A 25,454-nucleotide genomic window follows, 5' to 3' on the forward strand; every position below is an offset into this window, starting at 1 on the left:
ATTGGACATTCATCCAATAGCCTTTTTTTATTTCGGCATCAGTGTCAGTGTATGCTCTTCATTATCAACTGCAAAAACCTGATCAGCTGTGTTCACAAGAAAACGATTCTTGCTGCTGTCATACAATACATCGCTATCACTTAAGGATAGTGACGACGGGTTGATAGGAGAAATGTTATGAAAAATCAGTTCTGATGCTTTATCATTCTCCAGCACATAGCTGATTTTTTCATAATCAAAATCTAACGTTTTTCTGCCGTCAGTTGTATCTCCTTCAGTATATCCATTCAATTTCGATTGAATGCTGATTCTGCTGTCTCCCAGGAATTTCAGAAAGTATTCATAGGAAGAAGCAGCGTTTTGCGAGACATACGGCGTAAAGGCAGCGGCATGCAATTTAGCATGTTTCATATTAGTTGCAACAGCGCTCTTTTTCACAAAATAAGACTGTCCGTTAAACTTTATTTTCGCTGCTTGTTTACCTTTTGCAGCTACCGTCACCTCTGTACCGAATGGCAGTGTAACGTCAGCCTTCTGTTTCAAATCCTGATCCTTATAAGCAGGCGCTTTTTTATTTGCTATAAACCCTTGCTTATTGACTGCGGTTAAGCGTTCCTCTGACTTGCCCTTTGCATTGCCATGATGATTCTTCACTTCATTTTGCGGGATAGCGCCAAACGAAGCAATTGTACGAAGCGGGGCATTAAAAAACATCGTTCCTGCCATGAATACAGTCAGGATAGACAAAATAGCAATTTGAACCGCATTAGCCAATGATTTCGGCTTTTTCTTTTTTTGGCGGAAACGGGCAAACGCTTCAGGATCTTCTTTCTTCCTCTCTTCCGTCTGCTCTTTTTTATATGTCTCTTTTTCTTTTTTAGAGAGCTTATTAAACCAGTCAATAAACGCTTTATACTCTTTCACAACCGTTTTTGTTTCATCAAACATCCGTAGCTCGCCGTAGTGCATCCAAGCGACGCGGTCACACATCTTTTCAATCTGGCCGATCGAGTGGCTGACAAAGAAAATGGTTTTTCCTTGCTTTTTAAACTCATTTATTCTGTCTACACACTTCTGATAAAACGTTTGGTCCCCTACGGAGAGCGCTTCGTCAATAATTAAGATGTCAGGGTCAATATGCACAGAAATTGCGAAACCGAGACGCGACTTCATCCCGCTGGAATAGTTTTTAACCGGCTGATTAATAAAATCGCCAATTTCGGCAAATTCCACGATACTGTCGTACATATCATCAATTTCTTTATTGGTTAACCCCATCATCAAACACTTAAGCCGGACATTGTCCCGGCCCGTTAATTGGTTATTTAAACCGGCAGCAATCGCAATCAGCGACGGCTGGCCGTTCATTTCAATTTCGCCGCTGGTCGGCGGAATAATTTTAGCCAGCAGGTTAGACATGGTCGATTTCCCTGATCCATTTATCCCTACAAAGCCGATTGTCTCTCCCTCATACACGTCAAAGGAGACATTCCGCACAGCAAAAAAACCATTATCCTTAGCCGGAAAAAACAATCCTTTAATCTTGTCCGATTGTTTTTTATACAAATGATATTGCTTTGAAACATTTCGAAACGAAACTTTTAGTTTCATCGTACAATCTCCTTACGTATTAAAGAAAGTCAACAAACTTGTCTCTGAATTTCATATGCAGGATAGAACCTACCAACAATAGAAGGAAGGTGAACAGCCAGAAGTACAGCGTGTACTTCATGTCTTGGAAAAACCATTTTCCGTCTAAGAAGCTGTTCCTAAATCCTTCTATCAGATAAAAAATCGGATTCAGCTTAAGCACAGGCAGAAGATTCGGGTGGTTTTTCCCGAGCTGCTCTGAGATGTTCCAAAAAATCGGAAGTAAAAAGAACAATAATCTCGTTACAGCCTGCAGCAGAAATTGATAATCTCTGACAAGCACACTGATTGTTGAGTTAAACAAACTAAATGAAAACATAAACACAATCATGCAGATTAAATAGTAAATATATTGTATCCAATGCAAGCTAGGGTAAACACCGCTTGCTAAAAGGACAATGACATAAACACCCATCATTACAAAATAACTAAATAAATTTGAAGCAATCACGACAGAAGGCAGTGAACTGATCGGAAAATTCATTTTCGCAACCATATTGATCCGTTTAAATACACTGTTTGATCCATCGAGAATCGTCGGGCTAATAAAAAACCACGGGATCAAACCAGCCAGCATCCAAACAATAAAAGGCACTTCTCCAATACCTGTTATGACTGGCTTGCTGTTACGAATCCCCATACCAAATACAAACCAATACGCCAGCATTTGAATGAGAGGATTTAGAAACTGCCATAATACACCAAGATAATTCATCTGATACTGAGACTTTGTCTCATACGAAGCCAAGCGCAAAATTAAAGGAAACGATGTCACTTGCTCTTTTACGATTCTTACTAATGCATTCATTGTTTATCTTCCTTAGACTTAAATGATTTTTTGGATCTTTCGGTTAAAGAAATTTGAAAGCACCGGTGAATATTGTAACAGATGTAGAGATTTTTTTCACATCATAACAGGTTTAAGGTCCGTGAAAAAAACTTACATTTCATTTTCTAATTATAGCTATAGTAAACAAAAAAGTATTTCGAGATATTTGTCTCGAAATACTAATTACAGATTATTGGACCTCAATTTCAGAATAAACCTTTTTTAAGAGAGTTTTGTTTTTTTTGAAACCTTGCTCATTCAAAAGTTTTTCCCACTTCGTTCCCACAACTTCAAATGAGTATCTTTTTACATTTTCCTTCGCATTCCTGCCCATTGTTTTCCTCAAACTATCTTCTTTTATTATATTGGTTAAAGATTCTGCGAGCTTATCTACATTGTTTCTTTCAACTAATATTCCATCTTCACCATCATTGATAATTTCAGCAGGACCTATACAAGAATAACTAACGCAGGGAACCCCTACAGACATAGCTTCAATGATAACCATCCCAAATGATTCATTTCTTGAACTCAATGCATATATTGAGGAATTGGTCATCTCCTTGATAATGTTATCCGTTTTTGGCATTAAAAAAACATTATTATACAGATTCTTATCGAATATCATTTGACGCAATGAATCTTTCTCTACACCATCACCAAAAATCTTCAATTTCCATTCTGGATATTGCTGAACCACCTTTTCGAATGCTTGAATCAAAAGGTCAAACCCTTTTTCATGAACAAATCTTCCAGCAGCAATTACTGTTTTTTCTTCTAGGTTTGAGCTCTCCTTTGGCATGTGTGTTGCATTCTCTATTTTATATAAATCCGTGGAATGATTATTTAGAAGATGATGATAATCATTTATTTCTGCATCGGTTAAACATGTAAGAGCATCCAGCTTTTTATAATACTTTCTGATTTTCGTTTGAATTGACTTTTCATACCCGCCAAAATACTTATGCTCTTGGCCAATTTTAATGACATTACGATTAACAAATTTAGCAGATAAGAAATTAAAAGATGGTATGGTAGTTATAAGTACACCCTCATTAACTTCAGATAGTTTTTTTAGAATTTTAAGGTCTACAAATAAATTAAACATATGATATAAATCCTCATTTTTATCTATAAACACACTTGGTATCTTCATTAAAATTCTTTTAATTATTTTCTTATATAAGGGTGTGTTTTTACCAAAGAGCTTTCCTCTTCTTGCATCAAATATTGGTTTCAATTTAACCCTCTTATCTATATCAAACATGGGTTTACCCCTTGTTCTTCTGACACTTATAATTTCAACATCATAGTTTTGTGCAGCTAAATAATTAGCTGTATTTGCAACAGTTCTCACTGTTCCGCCCATACCATAGATATTGTAAACCAAAAAAGTAATTTTCACTTAATTATCCCCCTTCCTATTTAAGCATTTTTATTTGGTTATAAATACGATCAGAATTTTGTTTATCTTGATACTTATAAAATTTCTTTGATTTTACTTTATACTTTTTCTCATATTTAAATTCATTTTCAATTTGCTTTTGAACGATTTCCAATAAACTTTCATTTGTGTAAGCTGTTTGACCAAATAAATCTGTTTTCAAATTGACATAAGACCCTCTGTAATGTAAATAGTCAGATAAATCAAATTGATAAAAGACAACAGGTTTTTCTAGATAATTGAAATCGAATGCTACACTTGAGTAATCTGTTATCATTAAAGAACTTTCACTGACGAGACTTTTAACACTCTCTTCTCCGACTTTTACTAGTTTTATGTTTTTATGCAGATCTTTAAAATAGTTACTATATTTTTTTTGAAGTTCTATATGCATGAAAAACTTCAAAACAATATTATTGTCTTCTAAAAGTTTATGCAGTTTCTTATTGTTTAAAAATAAACTGTAGTTGAGATAGAATTTCGAACTTACAAAGTCATCAATCCACTCTCTCCAAGTGGGAATCAGGAGTATTTGTTTAGGATTCACCTTTTTACTTTTGTCAATCAATGTATCAAACCTCGATAACCCTGTAACCATCACTTGATCCTTTTTAAAATTCATTTCATTTATTAAAATACGCTTTTCATGATCAGATGAAACAACAAATTTTATAATTTTACTGTTATAAGATTTTCTATTAAAGCTCAATTTTTTCATTGCAATTATACCATGCTGCAAATAGATTATTTCTTTTGGGTTTTCACTCATTTTATTATGGATGACACTAGGAATAACATCTCTAATACCATGACTTACTATTAGGTATTTACTTAAATGATAAAATACAAGATGTTTAAAACTGTCATAAGTTATAATGTTTTTCGGATATTTTAAAAGGTTATCAAGATTTTTGTTATCTTCCTTACTTATATAGTAGTATTTTTCTTGAGTTTTATTTCGAACACAGTATTCAAAAAAGGCAAACCCATTATCCTGTGCTACTTCCCCTAAATTTTCCCCAACAAACCATACTGGTTTATTAACAAAAGGTTTTAAAACTTTTGCAACAAGTCCTGCAAATATAAACTTTATTTTTTCTGATTTCTTTTCAGTAGCCTTTATGTCTCTCATTTCTATCTTTAAAAGAGAATTTCTTTTATCAATAAAAGCAGACAAAAAGAGAGCCTTATTAATTTTAATTGCACCAGATTTAAATGTTGACTTACTATTTATTAGTTTCAAATCTTTTATTTTTATAGAAGACTCCACATGCTTATTATTAATTGATAAACATAGACCAACTTCGTATTGCATTTGTTTTTCCAAGCCATAATTTTCAGTTTCGTTAGCCTTTAATAAAAACACAAACTCTTTATATTCTTTCTGCTCATGTTCTAGTGCAGGTTTTAACAGAATTGAGCTACTATTCTTGTCTCGTAACTTCAAATAAATTTTATCGTATATTAAATTATTTTTTTCAATGACAATACGAATTTCTATTTCTTTATTTTTACTAATTATATCTGTACATTCAGCGTTAATGTAAGAAGAAAAAACAAAAGATAATTCATTTAAATTATTAAACTTAGGCTGGATTGAGAACGGTTTAACATCTTTTATTACAAACTCCGGATAAACATGAGATTGTGACTTATCTAAAATATCGTCTAAGTTTGATTTCAGTTTTACAACATATTCTTGATCCTTTATAAGAATTGAAATGTAAAAATCAAATGTGAAATGATTCATAATATCTATATCAGTTTTTTTTACTTTAAGTCTGCTCTCAAATTGCCAAAAAGAAAGATTCTTTTGAAGATTACTATTAAAATAAATTTTCTGTTCATTATCATTAGCTAAAAAAATGTTTTTAATTTTAAATTCCTTATCTAAAATCTCTATAGAACCTTTAATTATTAAATCATCACCATCATGATGTATATAAGATATATCTCCTAATATTGCTGAATCTTTTATTAAAACTGCTAAATTGTTATCTAGAGTAGCATACATACGTGCTCTTTTTATGACTCCATTAGAATTATAAATGGTTTTAGGCAGACTAATAAATTTACCATCAGCTTTATCATTTACTGAATCAAATGATAATCTTTGACTAACTATTAATCCATTTGAATCAAACTCTAGGTAAACATCCCATATTCCATCAGTTTCAAAAAAGCTATGCATTAAAAAGGGCATACTTATCTGTAAAAGCCCTTTATCATGATCATTTTCCTGCAAGCGAACAATGTGCTTATCCTCAGTTTTTCTATTGATAAAAACTAGGTTTTTAATAAGAATCTGTTCTTCCTCTTTTGGAATGACCTCGCATTTTAAATTAAGATCGTTATTATCAATGCTTAAATGATGAATTTTAGTTTGAATTAACTGTTCATTAAATTTAGAAATGTTAATTAGCAATTCTTTATTTTGATTTTGGGAAACATTATGAACAAAGAGTTCGCCATTTTCAGTAAAAATCTCTTTTGTTTGTAAAGCAGTATTAATATCATTTTTCATTCTAATTGTACACTGCTCTTTACCTACCTTAACTTGGGTATAAAAATACCAATTACCTTCATATATAGGATAATCCTTCATTGTTAAGGATATTTCAAAAGTAGAGTCTTCTGTAAGTATAAAAGATTTAGTCGTTATTATTAATTGCTCCTTTGTTACTTCGTTTTCTAAGTAACAGTTGATGAATTGGACTGAATTATTTAAAAAGAAAAATGGATGCGACCCAAAAAAAGTCGTACGATTTGTTGACGTTTGGACATTTTTAACTATAAAAGCCAATTCGGAAAGGTTTGTTTTATTTATGATTAAATTATCATTTTCTTGAGGAGCAAACTCTAGCACAGATCCGTCAATAACAAGTTTAAATGTATCATTTAAATGGTTTAGGATATCAATAAATACTTCATCACTATCTAACATAAGCTTCAATTTAAAAACTGTTTGATCTGAACAAGGCTTAAGCTCATTTATTGGAATAGCAACTTTCATGATGCCTTCATTTCTAAGTAAAGAGATATTCGATAAGATATCTATATGTCTATTAAAAGTTGCAAGAACAACATTCTCTAACTTACTAAAAAAGTGATCATAAAAATCCTTTTCTTCACACATCAAATCAAATATGATATTTTCGTTTTCAACTCTTATGTTTATTAAATATATGCCGTAGTCCATTAAGTCTCGCCTTTCTCTACTTCCTTTTAAATAAATTAATTTTTATCCAAAAAGCCTTTTTACAACTCTTTTTGTTGACTCACCTGACTCTAAGTAGCAAAACTTGCTATGAAATTTCTGATAATTATAATTAATACTGTAATCAAAACTTTCGACTTCATAAATAGATTCAATAACTTCTTCTGTGGTCATCAAGAGTGGCCCAGGAGCTTCACTTTCAAAATCATAATAAAAACCTCTTAATTTATCTCTGTATATATCAATATCGGGAACAAAAAAGATAATAGGTTTCTTAAGTGATCCAAAATCAAAAAATACAGAAGAGTAATCAGTTATTAAGATATCTGAAACAAAATATAGTTCACGGATATCTTTATACATTGACATGTCATACGCAAATTCTTCTAATCCCTCTAGATCAATAACATCAGCAACTAAATAATGCATTCGAAGTATAACAACATATTCTTTGCTTAGATGTTCTTTTAGTTTTTTCAAATTCAAATGTATGTCGAATTTATAAGCGCCTTTTTTATGATAGGAATTATCCCGCCATGTAGGCGCATATAAAATAACTTTTTTATTTATATCTATACCAAGTTTCTGTTTTATACTATTTTTCTCATTATTTGTTTTTGGTGAAAATAAATAATCATTTCTTGGATAACCTGATTCTATTAAATCCTTTTTAAATTGAAACGCCCGTTTAAAAATTTCAGTTGAATAAGCATTAGGAGAAATCAAATAATCCCATTTGCTAGCTTCCTGCAGAAAATTCTGTTTATACTTTTCAGTTGTGGTTCCTGGCATGTGCACTTCATCCATGTCATTGGCAAGCTTTTTTAATGGCGTGCCGTGCCACGTCTGGACATACAATGTGTTTTTAGGTTTTGGAATCCATAAAGGCAGCCGGCTGTTTGTAATCCAATATTTCGCTGTAGCCATGTACCAAATCCACTTAAGAGAAAATCTTTTTATATATGCAGCATCAACACCGTCTAATGCCGACAAATATCGTTTATCAATGCTCCATATCATCTTATAATCATATTGATCTTTATTTTCCTGTAAATATTCATAGATTGCTCGTGGATTGCAGCTAAACTGTTTTCCTGAGTAGCTTTCAAATAAAATTAATTTATTGTTTCTTGGCAGAAGAGCAAAAATCTTAAAAAGAAGTGAATAGGACCTAACTAATAAACTTCTGCATTTTTGTAAAATAAAAGATTTCATCATGAACTCCTTAAAGAGTAAAAAATTTAAATTTGCGCAAACAAGAAAAAAAGAAGCAACTGAATTACTTCAAGCCTCTTTAAGTTGGTGCTTCTATAAACTAGCCATGTCTTTTTTGATTTGGGTAGTTGAAATGCCTTCTGTTCTTGGAAGGTAAATGACCTCACAATATTCCTTTAAGAAGTCAAATTCTCCTTTCCAATCATCGCCGATGACAAATGTATCTATATCGTACTTTTGAATATCTGAGATTTTTTGTTCCCAGTTCTTTTCAGGAATCACTTCATTCACAAAATCAATCGTTTCTAGAATGAATTTTCGATGTTCATAGGAATGATGCGATTTTTTTTGTTTTTGAAGATTAAATTCATCTGTTGATAATCCTACGATTAAGTAATCACCCAGATTCTTCGCTCTTTCCAGCAGCTTCATGTGTCCATAATGAAATAAATCAAATGTTCCGTACGTTATCACTTTCTTCATCAGATAACATCACCTTCCAACTGTTTTCAACTGAGAGTACCAGAAAAAAACCAAAACCCTTAACAGATTGTTTATAATTTCGACACATTTTTTACGTACCATTAATATTGAACAATAATAGCATAAGTTCCTATAAAAGTTAAGGCTCTTTAAAAATGTCAATCACCAGCATTTTTTGGTATCATCGTTGCATTGATGTGTATTTTTTACAGGTCTAATACCTCATTCTTACCCATTATAACAAGTTTTCTTTTTCGAAAAAATCGAATCTTTTGTCGCGTTTTTAAGTGAAACGATTTTCTTTCTGCTGCGTCATTTATTTTGTACGCCCTCCTCATATTAATTCATCGTCAAAACGTGAAGGAATTGTAATGTGAATGTTAAAAGTTCCTAAAGATTTTTGTGGTAAGATAGAGTAAAATGTTTTCAGACAAAGAGTCTTTAATCAAATTATACGAATGACACGTGTTTTTTATAGACATATAGATGAAAAGGAGGGTTGATACGATGCAAACGAAACCCATAAATCAATTAGATTTTGTAGACGGTGAACTGACTTCATTTGTATCACATTTAGAAACGTCGTATTTGGATCAGAATAAAGGTGCGTTCATCGTAACAGCTAATCCTGAAATCGGATTTGAAGCGATGCAAAATCCGCGTTATGAAGCGGTTCTTTCATCTGCTGATTTTATTTTGCCGGATGGCATTGGTGTGGTGATGGTTTCCAAGCTGATTGGTAAGCCGCTTCAATCCAGAATTGCCGGATACGATTTGTTTACGTCTTTGCTTGAGAAGGCTGATCAAAAGAAAAAACGGGTTTTCTTTTACGGTGCAGCCAAGCATGTGATTGCTCAAACAATCCAGCGAGTCGAACGTGATTATCCTGGGATTGAAATTGCCGGATACTCTGATGGCTATGTGAAGAATCAACGTGAGGTGGCAGACAAAATTGCAGCCTCAAACCCTGACATGGTATTTGTAGCTTTAGGATATCCTAATCAGGAGTTCTTTATCCATAAATACCGACATCTATTCCCTCAGGCTGTTTCTGTAGGGCTGGGCGGAAGCTTTGATGTGTTCAGCGGCAATGTCAAAAGAGCGCCCTCATTTTTTATCCGTTTTCACCTTGAATGGATGTACAGGCTGATCACTAACCCTGCGCGCTGGAGAAGAATGCTTAGCATTCCTAAGTATGTTACAGCCGTGCTGAAACATGAACGGGCTTCAGCAAAGCCGCAATATTCGGGACAGGTCAAAGATCAATCACGCCATTTGTAATGGGCCTTAAAGGAGCTATGGTATGTAATGAAATGCAAGAACCTTTCGCTGTGCCTGCAGGTAATCCGTGGCAGCCGCTTTGAGCTGATGACAGATTGAAATCCTGGTTTGCGTTTTTTTATTATTTGTTCATCAAAATCATCGGTGTATTGCTGTTTTGGGTCAAACCGGGAAGGCAAGTGACCCTTCTTGTATCCTTTCCTGATAATGCCCGGGCAATATTAAAGGAATATCAGATGGGACACTATTCATTTCCCATTCATGTCCTTCTGACCCAGCATGCCAAATCGCTGGAAACAGAATTTCCTGAGCTTACTGTTTCCGTTATTAACGAAAAACACCCGCTTCATATATGTAAAGCGGTCTTTTCTATGCTGAGCAGTAAAGCTGTAATTGTTGATAACTATTTTGTTTTGACAACCGTTTTGACCTGCAGATCTGATATCGAGTGTATCCAAGTTTGGCATGCAAACGGAGCGTTTAAGCGTTTTGGGTTAAAGGATATCAACACTCAGAATCGTTCGCGTGCTGACGTAAGACGGTTTCGCAAAGTATATGCTTCATTTGACCGGATTATCGTCGGTTCTGAACATATGGCAGACATTTTCAAGGAATTTTTCGATATAAAAGATGACAAATTTCTTCGGTTTGGCGTGCCTTTAACCGATGCTTACTATGAAGTGCAGGAAAACAGTAATGACCTTAAAAACAAATATTATCTGCCGGCAGAGAAAAAAATCATCCTGTATGCACCAACCTTTAGGGATCATCAGTTTGAAAGCTTTTCGCTGCCGTTTTCAGAAAAACAGCTGCAGCATGATTTAAATGGAGAATATTTACTTGCAGTAAAACTGCATCCTGTTATGAAGCAATCTGCTGAATTGCCTGGGGATAGTGCGTGGATAAAAGACGTTTCAGACCTCCCGCTTGCAGACCTTTTAAAAATGAGTGATCTGTTAATATCAGATTATTCTTCTGTCCCTTTTGAATTTGCTCTGCTGGACAAACCCATTTTATTTTATACGTATGATATGGAGGCTTACAACGGAACCCGTGGTTTAATTGACCATTATACAGAGATAATACCCGGGGTTCCTTGCCGTGATTCAGGCATGCTCTTGGACCAGCTGAAAGATATGAACAAGCTTCAATCTGAAGTGGAGCGCTTTTCACGTGAATGGAATCTGTACTCGAAAGGGAATGCCAGTAAGCAGCTTTTAAGCTATGTAAATGAGAAATCATGCTGATCTTTATATATAATAGAGATCGGTATTGCAAATAATATGAAAACCTTTTATAAAACATTATGAGTTGTAGTAAGGAAGGAGTCATTTTATGATTTATGCTGAAATTCTAGCCGGTGGAAAAGGTTCCCGCATGGGGAACGTCAATATGCCAAAACAGTTTTTGCCGTTAAATAAACGCCCAATTATCATTCATACGGTTGAAAAGTTTTTATTAAATGACCGTTTCGATAAGATTTTAATCGTTTCCCCTAAAGAGTGGATTAACCATACAAAAGACATTTTAAAGAAATTCATCGGGCAGGATGATCGCATTGTTGTTGTTGAAGGCGGCAGCGATCGTAATGAATCCATTATGAGCGGCATTCGCTATATTGAAAAAGAATTCGGCATACAAGAAGATGACGTGATCATCACTCACGACTCTGTGCGTCCGTTTCTGACTCATCGCATTATCGACGAAAACATTGATGCTGTTCTTCAATACGGCGCTGTTGATACTGTAATCTCAGCCATCGATACAATTATCGCCTCAGAAGACCAGGAATTCATTTCTGATATTCCTGTTCGCGATAACATGTATCAGGGGCAAACACCGCAAAGCTTCCGGATCAGCAAATTGGTCAAGCTTTATAATAAACTGTCTGATGAGCAAAAAGCTGTTCTGACTGACGCTTGCAAGATCTGCTCGTTAGCAGGTGAAAAAGTGAAGCTTGTCCGCGGTGAAGTCTTTAATATTAAAGTAACGACACCATATGACTTAAAAGTGGCTAATGCCATTTTACAGGAGCGAATTTCACAATGATAAATCAAACGTATCGTTTAGTTTCTGCCCGACAATTTGAAGTGACATATAAAGATAAAGTTGTCCATTCAGATAAGGTCGTCGTCCGTCCTACCCATTTATCCATCTGCGCTGCAGACCAGCGTTATTATACTGGCTCACGCGGCAAAGAAGCGATGGACAAAAAACTGCCGATGGCTCTGATCCATGAAGGCATCGGAAAAGTCATGTTTGATCCGACAGGCACATTTAAAGTCGGAACCCGGGTTGTTATGGTGCCAAATACACCGGTTGAAGAGCATGAAGTGATCGCAGAGAATTACCTGCGTTCCAGCAGATTCCGTTCAAGCGGTTATGATGGATTTATGCAGGATTACATGTTCATGGCGCCTGATCGGCTCGTTGAACTTCCAGACAGCATTAATCCGCATGTCGCAGCCTTTACTGAGCTTATTACAATTGCAGTTCACGCGCTTTCACGCTTTGAACGCATGGCGCATAAGAAACGTGACACATTCGGTGTCTGGGGAGACGGAAACCTCGGATTTATCATGACCCTTCTCCTGAAGAAGAAATATCCGGACAGCAAGGTGTTTATTTTCGGCAAAACACCTTACAAGCTTGAACATTTTTCTTTTGTTGATGCAGCTTATCAAATTAACGACATTCCTGAAGATGTCAGAATCGATCATGCCTTTGAATGCGTGGGCGGTCGCGGCAGCGAAAGCGCCATTGAACAGATCATTGCCCATGTTCATCCTGAAGCGTGTGTAGCGCTCCTGGGCGTGTCTGAATACCCTGTTGAAATTGAAACAAGAATGGTGCTTGAAAAAGGAATTACGCTGATCGGCAGCAGCCGCAGCGGACGCGAGGATTTTGCCCGTACTGTAGACTTTTTAGCTCAATACCCTGAAGTCGTTGATTATTTAGAAACATTAGTTGGCGGACGCTTCCCGGTACGCAGTATTGAGGAAATTACAAACGCGTTTGAAGCAGATTTGACTTCATCTTGGGGAAAAACTGTTATCGAATGGGAAATTTAAACAGTGAAAACATTCCTTACGCGAATTGTAAAAGGAGTATTCGGCACTGCTTATAAACTATTGAGCGCTTTATTACCAGTACAGCACAACAAAATTGTCATAGCTTCCTATCGTGAGGATCATTTAAGTGATAATTTTAAAGGTGTTTATGAAAAGCTGAAGCAAGATCCGTCTCTTCGCATCACCCTGCTGTTCCGGAAGATGGATAAGGGACTGATCGGACGAGCTGCATATTTGCTTCATCTTTTCAGCTCGTTATATCACCTTGCAACATGCCGCGTGCTATTGTTGGATGATTATTATTTTCCTTTGTATGTTGTGCCAAAACGAAAGGAAACGGTTTCCATCCAGCTTTGGCATGCTTGCGGCGCGTTTAAAAAATTCGGCTACAGTATTGTGAACAAGCCGTTCGGCCCTTCTTCTGATTATTTGAAGATTGTTCCTGTGCATTCTAACTATGATTATGCCATAGTCAGTGCACCCGCTGCCGTGCCGCATTTTGCCGAAGCATTTCAAATGGAGCAAAAGCAGATTTTGCCGCTCGGCATTCCAAGGACGGATTATTTTTATCATAAGGAACATATGCGCACTGTACTGGATGAGTTTCATCGGGCTTATCCGGAACTTAAGCATAAAAAAAAGCTTTTGTATGCTCCTACTTTTCGAGGCAGCGGACATCATCAAGAGGGTGACGCTATACCGCTTGATCTGATACAATTAAAATCGGCGCTAAACCATAAAGATTATGTCGTGATCCTCCATCTTCATCCGTATATGCGCAAGCATGCGCACACGGAAGAGGATGATTTTGTGCTGGATTTAACTGATTCGTACTCTTTGTACGATTTAATGGCAATCTCTGATGGGCTGATAACGGATTATTCTTCAGTTATTTTCGAATATAGCCTGCTGAAACGTCCGATGTATTTTTACTGCCCGGATTTAGAAGACTACTTGGAAGAACGTGATTTCTACTATCCCTTTGAATCGTTTGTACCCGGGCCGATCTCGAAAGATGTTCCATCGCTTGTACATGATATCGAGAGTGATCATGAGGCTGATACAAAACGGATTGAAGATTTTTCACAGACATTTATCACCCATCAGGACGGCAAATCTTCAGAGCGGGTGGCCGATTTTATTTCATCATTTTTAACATCTGGTGCCGATTAGGAGAAAGTGAGGTACAAAGTGAAGCTGGCAAGAAAGATTAAGAACAGACTTTTCAGATCAAAAAGGAAAACGCAAAAAGAAAATGCAGCTGTCATTGTCCATCCAGCTGATAATAGGGTTTTTTCTCTTTTTGATAAAACGAAGCGAATTGAAGAAAACCAGCAAGTCCCTGTCCGGAAGATTTCTGAGTTTTCTTGGAATGGGTCAATTCTAAAAATTGCGGGTTATATGTATATCAAGGGCCTGCCGCTTCAAAAAGAGGATCAGGTTCGAAAACGTTTATTATTGGTGAATAACGGTGTTTTATTTACAGCTATTTCACTGCGGGATGTTCCGGTAGATAAGCTGTCAATTGATACTTCAAATGTGCCTGGAGCCTATAAGTGGGCAGGATTTTCACAGCAGATTAACTTTTCTAAGCTGATGAATGACAAGCCTCTTCCGCAGGGCGAGTATAAGCTGTTTCTCGAAATTGAAGCTGTAGATGACCAAAATGTAAAACATCAGGAAGTGCATACAGTCGGAAACGTCAGCAATTTCCTCTCTAATGATGTGTATGCTACAAAAATGGAATTTCATTCTGCTAAAAAGCTGATGAAGTTCAATTTGATCGTTAATTATGATGAGGGCGAAAAGACGATTAATCTGTCTTGCAACAAACTGCAGGAAATTGATCCGAGCCTTTTGGAGCTGGATACTGGAAAAGAGGCAAACCGCTTTTTGCGCAAGCTGAATACAAGCTTGTTCCATTTTGCATACGATGTGTTCCGGCTGCTCCCAATTAAGTCTAATAAAATTGTCTTTGCTTCTGACAGCCGGCTTGATATGACAGGAAACTTCGAATTTGTTTATGAAGAACTGCTGAAACGTGAAGAAAACTTTGATTTCAAATTTTTCTTAAAGAGCAGCATCCGAGATAGAAAAAGCCTGTCTGAACTAATGTCTATGGCTTATCATTTTGCGACAAGCAAAATCATTTTTATAGACGATTTTTATCCGATTATTTATCCGTTAAAAATCCGTAAAAATGCAGACCTTGTCCAGCTGTGGCATGCTGTCGGCGCCTTTAAGACATTCGGCTACAGCCGAATCGGGCTGCCGGGCGGACCGTCGCCGCATTCGAAAAACCATAGAAACTACACGAAGGTTATTGTCAGTTCTGAAAATATACGGAAGCACTACGCAGAGGGCTTTGGCGTAGACATTGAGAACGTCATTGCTACAGGCGTACCGCGCACAGACTTTTTCTTTGATGAAGCGAAGAAGGCATTTGTGAAAGAACGTCTCTATACAGAATATCCGTTCCTTAAGGATAAGAAGGTCATTCTTTTTGCACCTACATTCCGCGGAAACGGTCAGCAATCAGCCCATTATCCTTTTGAAGTGCTTGATTTTGACCGTCTGTATCGTGAGTTAAAGGATGAATATATCTTCTTGTTCAAAATTCATCCCTTCGTACGGAACGATGCCAATATTCCTTATCAGTACAGCGATTTCTTTTATGATTTTTCTTCGTTTAGGGAAATTAACGAGTTATTGCTCGTAACAGATGTTCTGATAACGGATTACTCTTCTGTTTGCTTTGAGTATGCTTTATTAAATAAACCAATGATCTTCTTCAGCTATGATGTAGATGATTATATTCGCAAACGTGATTTCTATTACGATTACTTTGACTTTATTCCTGGTCCGCTTGCGAAAACGTCTGAGCAAATGATTTCGATCATTAAAGAAGAAAAGTATAACTTTGAACAAATTGATTCATTTGTTCATTATTTCTTTGATGACCTTGATGGAAAAGCAAGTGAGCGTGTCGTTGATCAAATTGTCTTCCCTCAGGAAGAAGAGCCATCAGACAATAAAGTCATTAAGAGATAAATCAAAAACACCTTTTGCAGCCGCAAAAGGTGTTTTTTTTATTGATATTCCGGAACATCAAAGTAAAGTGTGTAACCGTCCAGCAATGAGTACAGGCTGTACATGCGGTTTACTTGTTTGTACGCCCAGCCGATGTCTGTTGCGTATTGGTGTGTCGCTGTAGCTGACCATCTCATTTTGTACAGTGTGTCCTGATTGTAGGCTGTGTTGTGAATATACGATGAGCCTATGAATTTGGCTCCGCCGATAATGGCCGCTTCTGGTGTGAACCAGCCTTGCTCGTACGCGTATTTAGCGCCGTAGTAATTCGGGTTGCTGTCGTAGGCGCCAATTCCGTACATGTTATATACGGTTTTTCCGTTATAGGTTAAGCCATTGGCTAAATCAGATGTTCCATTGCCTGTTTCAAGGAGAGCGTGTGAGATTAAGTACAGCTCGTTGATGCCGTATTGATTGGCGGCATCGATAAATGCTTTTGCTTTCCCTGTCAGGATGCCTTTACCCGCAAGCACTTTCTGATTGACTTCAGTAGCGTTTAATCCGGCCGTCTGTGATAGCTTGAGAAATTGGAAGTAGTATTTGCTGTCTCTGGAAAAGTTATTCGGGTCCACGTATTGAACCACTTCATCACTGCTTGCGTTTCGCCAGCCTAAATTAATTTTGGCCCAGCCGTTTGTCTGGCCGATGATTTTTACCTTATCGCCTTTTTTAAATTGGCCGATCACGTTCGTCGGGCTGACTTCCGGCGTTGACCGGATATTTAGTGCATCAGCCGTAACGGTTGATGTTGCTGTATTAATGTACGTGAGCGATACGTAAGCCGCCCCGTCTGTTTGCGGACTTACTGTCATTTGTTTTTGGACCATATCACGAAGCGAGAGATTGTAATTTGTTTTCATGATTTGCGGGCCGTTTTTGACTTTCACGATAGATGATGCCCATCCGTATAATTGTTTTAGCTTCGATGATGCCGCAGCAGCTGTATCATTGCCTGTGAACTGTTCGTTTACGCTGATTTTATAAAGCGTATTGCTTTTCGTTGTGTAGCTCGGAGTTAAACCTTGCGATTTAAGATAGGTTAACCCATTGTTTAATGCAGTTTTGCTGCTGAGCTGGGCTGTCACGATTTTGTATTGTGTATATGCCGTTTCGCTTGTTTTTGCCGTTGTGCCGGAGGTATTGTTTTGTTTAAAAAATGCTAAAACGCGGTCAATGTCTTCTTGGCTGATGATGGCTTCAGTTGTGATTTGATAGCTGCTTGCTGCCGACTGGCCGGTTTTCTGGCTTGCTGCTGATATATGATTCGACTTGAAAAACGTGAGTGCCTGATTGACTTTCGTTTGATCAAGCAGAGATTCAGTTGTGATTTTGAATGTGTCAGCTATTTGTTTTTTGACTGATTTCGCAGAAGCACTCAGCTGATTTTGCTTTAATATGTTCAATCCCTTTGTGACTTTTGATTGGTCTGATGTTTCTTCTGAGATGAGTTGATATTGATTTTCTGCTGTAGTTCCAGCTGTTGTTTTTGTGGCTTTTACTTTTTTCTGAGCAAAGAAGGCTGCTGCTTTGTTCGCTTGCTGCTCGCCTAAGATCTTTGCTGTCGTGATTTGGTAAGCCGCAGACGTTGTTGTTTTTTTGACGCTGGATGACGTATAATGCCATTTTTTCTTTTTAAAGAAAGTATCTACTTTTTGGAGCTGCTGTTTTGTTATCCCCTTCATATTCACGGTATATGATGTGCTTTTTCCAACCTGTTGGTAACTGCCGGATACGCCGGTGTTTTTCTTGATCTGGCTGATGGCGTCCTTTACTGTATTCAGGCCTTTGAAATAAGCTGATTGGACATTGTATGACTCAACGGTTGTTTTTTGATTGATTGACTTGTAGCTGCCTGTGATGCCAGTGCTTTGTTTCAGCTGCTGCAATAGAGTTTTGGCATTCGCTTCACCTGAAATGGCGGCAGTTGTAAACGTATAATAGGCATGTCCTTTCACCGTTTCCTTTAATGATGCCTGCAGCCCCGATTCCTTTTGAAAGGCGCTTTTGATCTGCGCTGCTCTGCTGTCTCCGACGATTGTGCCTGACTGGATGGTTGTGACAGACACCGAGTGTGTGATGGGCTGATACGAGCTTTTAATCCCCGTTTGCTTAGCCAGGCTCTGGATAAGCGCCTTGACTTTTGTCTCATCAGCAATGTCTGATGTCATGACATTCATATAGGGCTGAGGTGCTCCGTACGCTTTTACAGCGCCAGCTACTCCCGTCTCCTGCTTCAGCTTTGCCAGGATTGTGTTGGCCTGTTTTTCTCCGGAAATGGCACCTGACGAGATGGTGACATATGGCTGTTTGCTTCCGACAGGACTTGACTTTCCGGTAATCGATGTCTGTTTGGTGAGTCCGCTCAGTATTGCTTTCGCTTCTGAGTCGCTATGAATGCCTGAGGCGGAAATTTGGTAGGTCGTTGTTGTGCCTGAAGCCTGATAGGATGCATCCCAGCCAGTATCTTTTTCCAGTTTGGCGACAGCTTGTGAGGCTTGGCTTTCTGTACTGAACGTATTCGACGGCTCTACCTTATATATGGAGTAGTCGGTATACGCGGCGGCCTGGGCGGAACCAGACATGGCAAAAAAGGCAAGGGACGCGGCGGATAGAAGCATAGGTGCGATTAATCTCTTTTTCATTCCTTCTCCTCTTTCTTCTTCTATGAGTATATAAAACTAGTTTATTTATCGGCACGCGCATGCTTCATTTATAGGTGAATCACTTCCATTTTCTAATAAAAAAAACTTAATCTCGAAGTGAGATTAAGTTTAAATATGAGATACGATAAGCGTACAAGTTCCTTTCATCGTAAAATCGGGCATTTGAGCAGGCAAAATAAAGTGATCGCCTTTTTTGAACGGACAAGTTTCGCCCTCATACATCAGCAAACCGCTTCCTTCTGTCACGCTGCAAATCAGAAAGGATTCATCCTGAGCCATTTCAGCTTCGCCATTGATGTCCCATTTATATACCGAAAAATATTCCCCTTGAACAAACGTTTTAATGGTTATTCCTTTTCTTGATTCGGTCGATTCATCTATATACCCATCCACATGGGGAACTGTGGCGGCATTGACCGCTTTGGCAAAATGAAGCTCTCTCGGATTCCCGTTGCTATCAAGACGGTCATAATCGTACACCCGGTATGTGGCATCTGAATTTTGCTGAGTCTCTAAAACTAGTGCTCCCTTGCACAATGCGTGCAGCGTTCCGCTTGGCACATAATAAAAATCACCCGGTTTAATTTTGATCCTTCGCAGCAGGCCCTCCCAGTCACCACTGTTGATCATTGTGACAAGTTCGGTTTTTGAGCGGGCCGTATGACCGTAAATGATTTCCGCGTTTTCCTTACAGTCGATAATGTACCAGCATTCCGTCTTGCCGAGTTCTCCCTCTTCGTATTCTCCGGCATAGTAATCATCAGGGTGAACTTTAATTGACGTATCTTCCTTCACATCCAGCAGCTTTGTCAGAAGCGGAAACCGATCCCCCTCTACGCCGCCGAATAGTTCACGGTGCTCTTCCCAAAGCTCGATCAATGTCTTTCCTTTATAGGGGCCATTCGCAACAGTGCTCGGTCCTTTTGGATGAGCGGAAATGGCCCAGCATTCCCCCGTTGATTCTGAAGGAATACCGTATCCAAATCTATCTCGTAAAGCGGTTCCGCCCCAGATTTTTTCTTTACACACAGGCGTTAGAAAAATTGGTGATTGCGTCATGATCCGTACCCCTCCCCTGTAAATAACTGATCATCATTTTCCCGGTGCGCCCCTCTTACAAACGCCCGTATAAGCTGCTTTTTTCAGATGTCAACATATGTACAAAGCATCATCTTTTCATGACCCCTTCAAAGAAAACGCTTCCTTTCTATTATATCACGTTGAAAAGAAGGTTTGTTTCAGCCTTTTCCTCGATAAGAATAATTCTCCTTTTTTGATACAAATTAATAAAAACCGTCAATCTGTTTATGAAGGAGAGAAACTATGCAAATCGACTCTGATCTCCAGAACAATTTAGACACACTGAAAAAAACATTGGGACAAAACGACGATATGATGTTTTATACATTTGCTTTCGGAGATAGCAGACGGAAGGCGTGTTTACTGTATATTGACGGTCTGACAGAGAATAAAATGCTGGCGCAATATGTCATTTCTCCTTTACAAAAAGAGGCTTTAGCCCATAAGGAATGCTCGATTGAAGACTTATCTGCCTTTTTTTTCGGCTTTCATCATAGCGTTGTTTCAACAATGAAAGAAATAGAGCAGCTCGTTTTTACAGGGCAAGCCATTTTGCTAGCTGATGGCTATCACGGAGGATTAGCTTTTGACACAAAGTCAGTTAAAACACGCAGTCTTGAAGAACCCTCCTCCGAAGTTGTGGAACGCGGTCCTAAAGTAGGGTTTATTGAAAACCTGCGGACAAACACGGCGCTTTTGCGGGAAAGGACGAGTGATCCTAACCTTATCATCAAGGAAATGACACTCGGAAAAAGGACGAAAAAGAAAGTCGCTGTCGCTTATATTCAGGATATCGCCCCAGATTATGTCACCAAGGAAGTGTTTAAAAGGCTGAAATCAGTCAATATAGATGATTTGCCAGAATCGGGGACGCTTGAACAGCTGATTGAAGATGAACCATTTTCAATTTTCCCTACGATTTTAAGCACAGAACGGCCAGATCGTGTAGAGGCTGCACTGTTAGAAGGACGAGTGTCCATATTAGTGGATGGTACGCCGTTTGCTTTGATTGTGCCGGCTACGGTTGACGAATTTATTCATTCTCCCGATGATTACAGTCAGCGCTGGCTTCCAATGTCAGTTGTACGCCTTCTTCGTTATTCCAGCGTTCTGATCACCATTTATTTGCCCGGCCTGTATATTTCTCTCGTTTCTTTTCACACCGGGCTATTGCCGACTAGAATGGCCATTTCCATTGCAGGCAGCAGGCTTAACGTACCATTCCCGCCTTTTGTAGAGGCCTTTATCATGATCTTTACGATCGAATTGATTCGAGAAGCCGGATTAAGGCTTCCTAAACCGATTGGACAGACGATTGGCCTTATCGGCGGCGTTGTCATTGGGCAGGCAGCTGTTCAGGCGCAAATCGTCAGTGCCCTTATGGTCATTGTCGTTTCTGTCACTGCACTGGCATCCTTTACTGTTCCTTCATACGCTTATAACTTTCCGCTGCGGCTGATACGCATAGCAGCAATGATCAGCGCAGCAGTACTTGGCATGTATGGCGTCATTATGGTCTTTCTGTTTGTAATCGGTCACTTAATGCGCCTGAAAAGCTTTGGCGAGGATTACATTATCCCGATCATGGCGCAGCCTGGACAGGATTTGAAAGACACGGTCATCCGTATTCCCACGATGTTTTTAAAAAGAAGACCGACACGAAACGATCCCGAAGATAACATCAGACAAAGGTGATGGCTATGAGGAAATCAGAACATAAACTGACATTTATGCAGACGCTCATTATGATCAGCAGCACATTGATCGGTGCCGGGGTGCTGACCCTTCCCCGCTCAGCCGCCGAAACCGACAGTCCGAGCGGATGGCTAATGATACTGATCCAGGGCGTTATTTTTATTATCATCGTTCTGCTTTTTTTGCCTTTTCTTCAAAAAAACAGCGGAAAAACCCTTTTTAAGCTCAACAGCATTGTAGCTGGAAAATTCATCGGCCTTCTATTAAATTTGTATATCTGTCTTTATTTCATTGGGATTGTCGGCTATCAAGCACGGATTTTAGGGGAGGTTGTCGGTTTCTTTTTGTTGAAAAATACGCCAATGGCAGTTGTGGTGTTTATATTTCTTGCAGTTGCCATCTATCATGTGGGCGGAGGCGTTTATTCCATTGGAAAGGTATACGCTTATATTTTTCCCATTACCCTTATTATTTTTATGATGCTTCTAATGTTCAGCTTTCGCTTGTTCCAGCTTGATTTTATCCGGCCGGTTTTTGAAGGAGGCTATCAAAGCTTTTTCTCTTTATTCCCAAAAACACTATTATATTTCTCAGGATTTGAAATCATTTTTTACCTGGTCCCTTTTATGAGAGATCCGAAGCAAGTGAAAAAGGCTGTTGCTCTGGGCATCGCGATTTCCACAGTGTTCTACAGCATTACTTTGCTCATTGTGATTGGCTGTATGACTGTGGCTGAGGCAAAAACGGTGACATGGCCGACCATTTCCCTTATTCACGCATTAGAGGTTCCGGGTATTTTTATTGAACGATTTGATTTGTTCTTACAGCTGACCTGGACAGCCCAGCAATTTGCCTGTATGCTCGGATCCTTCAAAGGCGCCCATATCGGGTTAACGGAAATCTTTCATCTGAAAAATAAAAACAATGCATGGCTGCTGACTGCAATGCTGGCTGCGACGTTTTTCATAACGATGTATCCTAAGGACTTGAATGACGTGTTTTATTACGGGACACTTCTTGGATATGCTTTCTTAATTGTGATTACAATTCCATTCTTCGTCTGGTTTTTAAGCTGGATACAGAAAAAATTAGGGAGGGGTCAGCTGCAATGAAAACAGCCACAAAGCTCGCAGTCATGTTTTTTATGCTGCTGGCCCTCTGCGGGTGCTGGGATGTCAAAAATATCGAGAAACTATCCTTTGCCAGAGGGCTGGCAATCGATGAGACAGATGATCACCAGTACAAACTGACGTATCAAAACCTGCTTCCCCAAAGCGAAGACAGCCAATCATCCGGAAAACCCGAATTCGTTAATGTGACGTCCCACGGGAAGACGATCCTGGAAGCAGTCAGTGATGTAGCCATCAAGGACCCTCCTGTTTACAGCGATCATTTAAAAGTGATTCTTCTGGGAGAAAAACTGATGAGGAATCAAAATGTTGACCAAGTCTTCAACCACTTTATCCGGGATGATGAGCTGCGGCGAAGCAGCTATTTGATGGCGGCCAGAGGGAAGGCGGCTGATATCTTTACAAAAGGAAAAACCAATCAGCAGCAGCCAATGCCTTCAGAAAAACTGATTGATTTGACAACTCACAGCGGGTATAACGGTAAGATTATGATACCGCTGCGCATCGGAAGAGCTTCTGTCTACTCTCAGAACGGGTACAGTTATCTTATTCAAGCCGTGAAAAACGAAAAGGGAAAAGCCAAGTATGACGGAGCAGGCATTATCAAAAGAGGCAGCAATAAACTCGTTGGATTTCTTTCAGCTGATGAAACCCAGACACTGACATGGGTCATGGGGACGATCCAAGGCGGTGTCATGCCGACGACAGATAAAGGGCATCCGATTACGTTTGAAATCAAAAAGTCGAAAACGAAAATTAAACCAGTCATTAAAAACGGAAAGCCTGTCTTTCAGATTACTGTTAAAACGAAAGGCATCCTGACAGAAGACCAAAACCCGAATGAAAATTCCTTCAGCAAAAGATATTTGCACAGGCTGGAAAACATTTTTGAAAAAAAGCTTGAACGAGATGTAAAGCAGGTGATGGATAAACTGCAGCACGAGTATAAAACCGATCCAGTCTTTTTCTCAAACCATATAAGGATTCAATACCCTGACTACTGGAATAAAGTAAAAGGGCATTGGGATGAAATATTTACTGAAGCTGATTTTAGGTACAATATTTCTTTTAAAATCATTAACTTTGGCTCGGTTGGAAAATGAGCAATCAAAAAGGTGCGCATGATCGCGCACCTTTTTTATGTTCCGACAGTTTGCTGTTTTCCGGCCTGTCCTCCTTGTCCGTTTTTGTCCCGTAAATCCTGCTCAATTTCTTCAAGGCTTTTCCCCTTTGTCTCTGTCACTTTAAATCGGACAAATAAGAAGGCCATGATACCGATTGCGGCATAAATCAGGAATAAATAACTGATTCCGATCGCTTCCATTAACATTGGATAGGTTAGTGAAACAATGAGTGTCCCAACATGCAGCATTAAGGTCGAAACACCCGTCCCGATTCCTCTGACGTGAAGCGGGAACAATTCAGGAAGCATCACCCAGACAACCGGCCCCCAGCTGACCGCAAAAACAACGATAAACACACCTAAACAAATGACGGTCGTCCATGAGGCAGCCGGAGTGTCACCGAAAAAGAGATTTACTAAAGCGAGAACGATCAAGCTGATCACCATCCCCGCATTCCCGAATAGCAATAACGGCTTTCTTCCGATCTTGTCGATGACTTTAATCGCTACTAATGTCATGAGAACATTGACTGTGCCGATTCCGACCGTTCCTAAAATTGAAGCGGAGTTTCCGAATCCGACGTTTGTAAAGGTTTTTGGCGCATAGTAGATGATCGTATTCGTTCCGATAAATTGCTGCAAAAATGCCAATCCCAAACCGGCAATCAGGGCTGGGCGCACCCATGGATCGAACAGCTCCTTCAGGTCGCCTTCATCCTGCTTTTCCGCTTCTTTTATATCATGTATTTCCTGATCAATATCTGTTGTGCCACGCAACTTTTCAAGAATTTTCTTCGCTTTGTTTTCTTCGCCATTCGTGAACAGCCACCGCGGGCTCTCCGGCATAAACAAAATGCCAATGAGCAGGAGCAGTGACGGCACAGCAGCCAATCCAAGCATCCAGCGCCACGCTTCAGCATCGGCAAATATGTAATTGACAATATAAGAAAGAAGGATGCCGACCGTGATCATCAGCTGATTCAGTGATGACAGCGCCCCGCGCTTATGCTTGGGCGCCAGTTCAGATAAATAAAGCGGCACGATTGTTGTCGATGTTCCGACTGCAAGTCCCAAAATGATGCGAAACAGCACCATGACTCCTGTATTTGGGGCCAGTGCCACACCAAGACCGCCTATACAAAACAACAGCGCGGCCGCCATAATTGCTTTTTTTCTTCCGAAACGGTCAGTCAGCTTGCCGGCCGCTCCCGAGCCTAGTATCGCCCCAACCAGTAAGGAGCTGACAACAAGACCTTCTGTAAACGCATTCAATCCTAACTCCTTTTTCATAAATAAAATAGCTCCGGAAATCACTCCGGTATCATAGCCATATAACGCGCCTCCAAGAGCTCCGAAAAAATAAAGCCATATATTTGACTGCTTTTTCATAAAAATGACTCCCTTTCTCCATCAGCTGCAATGACATTGTCTGTGGGATTTTTTTTAGAAATCTTTTAGCCTCTTTTTCCGGTCATTAAACCTT

18 protein-coding genes are annotated in these 25,454 nt (G+C 38.9%); 9 read left to right on the top strand and 9 right to left on the bottom strand.

The window, feature by feature from the left end; translation table 11 throughout:
• Nucleotides 1-27: 27 nt before the first annotated feature.
• From tagH to tagD, 6 genes are all read right to left on the bottom strand, one after another.
• Nucleotides 28-1,611: a teichoic acids export ABC transporter ATP-binding subunit TagH gene (gene tagH / locus MY9_RS17980; RefSeq protein WP_014665584.1), complete on the bottom strand. Its 1,584-nt coding sequence runs from the start codon at nt 1,609-1,611 to the stop codon at nt 28-30.
• A 19-nt stretch (nt 1,612-1,630) separates the two neighbouring features.
• Nucleotides 1,631-2,458: a teichoic acids export ABC transporter permease subunit TagG gene (gene tagG / locus MY9_RS17985; protein ID WP_014665585.1), complete on the bottom strand. Its 828-nt coding sequence runs from the start codon at nt 2,456-2,458 to the stop codon at nt 1,631-1,633.
• Between the two features lie 211 nt (nt 2,459-2,669).
• Complete coding sequence (locus MY9_RS17990) at nt 2,670-3,884, bottom strand: glycosyltransferase family 4 protein (protein ID WP_014665586.1); 1,215 nt, start codon at nt 3,882-3,884, stop codon at nt 2,670-2,672.
• Between the two features lie 16 nt (nt 3,885-3,900).
• Entirely contained in the window at nt 3,901-7,122 is a 3,222-nt protein-coding gene (locus tag MY9_RS17995; protein WP_014665587.1) for a CDP-glycerol glycerophosphotransferase family protein, read from the bottom strand.
• Nucleotides 7,123-7,164: 42 nt separating this feature from the next.
• Nucleotides 7,165-8,355 carry a CDP-glycerol glycerophosphotransferase family protein gene (locus tag MY9_RS18000; RefSeq protein ID WP_014665588.1) on the bottom strand — a complete coding sequence of 397 codons (1,191 nt, stop codon included), beginning with the start codon at nt 8,353-8,355 and terminating at the stop codon, nt 7,165-7,167.
• 93 nt (nt 8,356-8,448) lie between these two features.
• Complete coding sequence (gene tagD, locus MY9_RS18005; RefSeq protein WP_014665589.1) at nt 8,449-8,838, bottom strand: glycerol-3-phosphate cytidylyltransferase; 390 nt, start codon at nt 8,836-8,838, stop codon at nt 8,449-8,451.
• Nucleotides 8,839-9,345: 507 nt separating this feature from the next.
• Here tagD and MY9_RS18010 point away from each other — a divergent pair.
• The 6 genes from MY9_RS18010 (at nt 9,346) to MY9_RS18035 (ending at nt 16,241) form a co-directional block, all read left to right on the top strand.
• A complete protein-coding gene (locus MY9_RS18010) occupies nt 9,346-10,119 on the top strand; it encodes a WecB/TagA/CpsF family glycosyltransferase (RefSeq protein WP_014665590.1) in 774 nt (257 codons plus the stop codon).
• A gap of 95 nt (nt 10,120-10,214) precedes the next feature.
• Nucleotides 10,215-11,366 (top strand): CDP-glycerol--glycerophosphate glycerophosphotransferase, encoded by a 1,152-nt coding sequence (locus tag MY9_RS18015; RefSeq protein WP_014665592.1) that lies wholly within the window; start codon nt 10,215-10,217, stop codon nt 11,364-11,366.
• 88 nt (nt 11,367-11,454) lie between these two features.
• Nucleotides 11,455-12,168: an IspD/TarI family cytidylyltransferase gene (locus tag MY9_RS18020; RefSeq protein WP_014665593.1), complete on the top strand. Its 714-nt coding sequence runs from the start codon at nt 11,455-11,457 to the stop codon at nt 12,166-12,168.
• Nucleotides 12,165-13,190, top strand: coding sequence for a ribitol-5-phosphate dehydrogenase (locus tag MY9_RS18025; RefSeq protein ID WP_014665594.1), 1,026 nt, complete (start codon nt 12,165-12,167; stop codon nt 13,188-13,190). Before MY9_RS18020 ends, MY9_RS18025 begins: the two co-directional genes overlap by 4 nt.
• A gap of 3 nt (nt 13,191-13,193) precedes the next feature.
• Complete coding sequence (locus MY9_RS18030) at nt 13,194-14,363, top strand: CDP-glycerol glycerophosphotransferase family protein (RefSeq protein WP_014665595.1); 1,170 nt, start codon at nt 13,194-13,196, stop codon at nt 14,361-14,363.
• Between the two features lie 18 nt (nt 14,364-14,381).
• Nucleotides 14,382-16,241 (top strand): CDP-glycerol glycerophosphotransferase family protein, encoded by a 1,860-nt coding sequence (locus tag MY9_RS18035; protein ID WP_041521432.1) that lies wholly within the window; start codon nt 14,382-14,384, stop codon nt 16,239-16,241.
• A 38-nt stretch (nt 16,242-16,279) separates the two neighbouring features.
• Here MY9_RS18035 and lytD read toward each other — a convergent pair whose 3' ends face one another.
• A complete protein-coding gene (gene lytD / locus MY9_RS18040) occupies nt 16,280-18,922 on the bottom strand; it encodes a beta-N-acetylglucosaminidase LytD (protein WP_014665597.1) in 2,643 nt (880 codons plus the stop codon).
• Nucleotides 18,923-19,051: 129 nt separating this feature from the next.
• Nucleotides 19,052-20,002 carry a mannose-6-phosphate isomerase, class I gene (gene manA, locus MY9_RS18045; RefSeq protein ID WP_014665598.1) on the bottom strand — a complete coding sequence of 317 codons (951 nt, stop codon included), beginning with the start codon at nt 20,000-20,002 and terminating at the stop codon, nt 19,052-19,054.
• 264 nt (nt 20,003-20,266) lie between these two features.
• On the opposite strand from manA, the gene gerBA reads away from it, so the two are divergent.
• The 3 genes from gerBA to MY9_RS18065 are packed head-to-tail and all read left to right on the top strand — an operon-like array spanning nt 20,267 to nt 23,951.
• A complete protein-coding gene (gene gerBA / locus MY9_RS18055) occupies nt 20,267-21,718 on the top strand; it encodes a spore germination protein GerBA (protein ID WP_014665600.1) in 1,452 nt (483 codons plus the stop codon).
• A 5-nt stretch (nt 21,719-21,723) separates the two neighbouring features.
• Entirely contained in the window at nt 21,724-22,830 is a 1,107-nt protein-coding gene (gene gerBB / locus MY9_RS18060; protein ID WP_014665601.1) for a spore germination protein GerBB, read from the top strand.
• Nucleotides 22,827-23,951, top strand: a complete 1,125-nt coding sequence (locus MY9_RS18065) for a Ger(x)C family spore germination protein (RefSeq protein ID WP_014665602.1) — start codon at nt 22,827-22,829, stop codon at nt 23,949-23,951. Before gerBB ends, MY9_RS18065 begins: the two co-directional genes overlap by 4 nt.
• Before the next feature lie 35 nt (nt 23,952-23,986).
• Here the strand turns inward: MY9_RS18065 and MY9_RS18070 are convergent, their stop codons facing one another.
• Complete coding sequence (locus tag MY9_RS18070) at nt 23,987-25,360, bottom strand: sugar porter family MFS transporter (RefSeq protein ID WP_014665603.1); 1,374 nt, start codon at nt 25,358-25,360, stop codon at nt 23,987-23,989.
• Nucleotides 25,361-25,454: the final 94 nt, after the last annotated feature.

Origin of the sequence: Bacillus sp. JS, assembly GCF_000259365.1 — a bacterium.
In the GTDB taxonomy this organism is placed as follows: Bacteria; Bacillota; Bacilli; order Bacillales; family Bacillaceae; genus Bacillus; species Bacillus stercoris.

Bases quoted from the DNA above. Each gene is read 5' to 3' on its own strand.
- tagH (WP_014665584.1), bottom strand. From the start codon at position 1,611: ATGAAACTAAAAGTTTCGTTTCGAAATGTTTCAAAGCAATATCATTTG.
- tagG (WP_014665585.1), bottom strand. From the start codon at position 2,458: ATGAATGCATTAGTAAGAATCGTAAAAGAGCAAGTGACATCGTTTCCT.
- MY9_RS17995 (WP_014665587.1), bottom strand. From the start codon at position 7,122: ATGGACTACGGCATATATTTAATAAACATAAGAGTTGAAAACGAAAAT.
- MY9_RS18000 (WP_014665588.1), bottom strand. From the start codon at position 8,355: ATGAAATCTTTTATTTTACAAAAATGCAGAAGTTTATTAGTTAGGTCC.
- tagD (WP_014665589.1), bottom strand. From the start codon at position 8,838: ATGAAGAAAGTGATAACGTACGGAACATTTGATTTATTTCATTATGGA.
- MY9_RS18010 (WP_014665590.1), top strand. From the start codon at position 9,346: ATGCAAACGAAACCCATAAATCAATTAGATTTTGTAGACGGTGAACTG.
- MY9_RS18020 (WP_014665593.1), top strand. From the start codon at position 11,455: ATGATTTATGCTGAAATTCTAGCCGGTGGAAAAGGTTCCCGCATGGGG.
- MY9_RS18025 (WP_014665594.1), top strand. From the start codon at position 12,165: ATGATAAATCAAACGTATCGTTTAGTTTCTGCCCGACAATTTGAAGTG.
- lytD (WP_014665597.1), bottom strand. From the start codon at position 18,922: ATGAAAAAGAGATTAATCGCACCTATGCTTCTATCCGCCGCGTCCCTT.
- manA (WP_014665598.1), bottom strand. From the start codon at position 20,002: ATGACGCAATCACCAATTTTTCTAACGCCTGTGTGTAAAGAAAAAATC.
- gerBA (WP_014665600.1), top strand. From the start codon at position 20,267: ATGCAAATCGACTCTGATCTCCAGAACAATTTAGACACACTGAAAAAA.
- gerBB (WP_014665601.1), top strand. From the start codon at position 21,724: ATGAGGAAATCAGAACATAAACTGACATTTATGCAGACGCTCATTATG.
- MY9_RS18065 (WP_014665602.1), top strand. From the start codon at position 22,827: ATGAAAACAGCCACAAAGCTCGCAGTCATGTTTTTTATGCTGCTGGCC.
- MY9_RS18070 (WP_014665603.1), bottom strand. From the start codon at position 25,360: ATGAAAAAGCAGTCAAATATATGGCTTTATTTTTTCGGAGCTCTTGGA.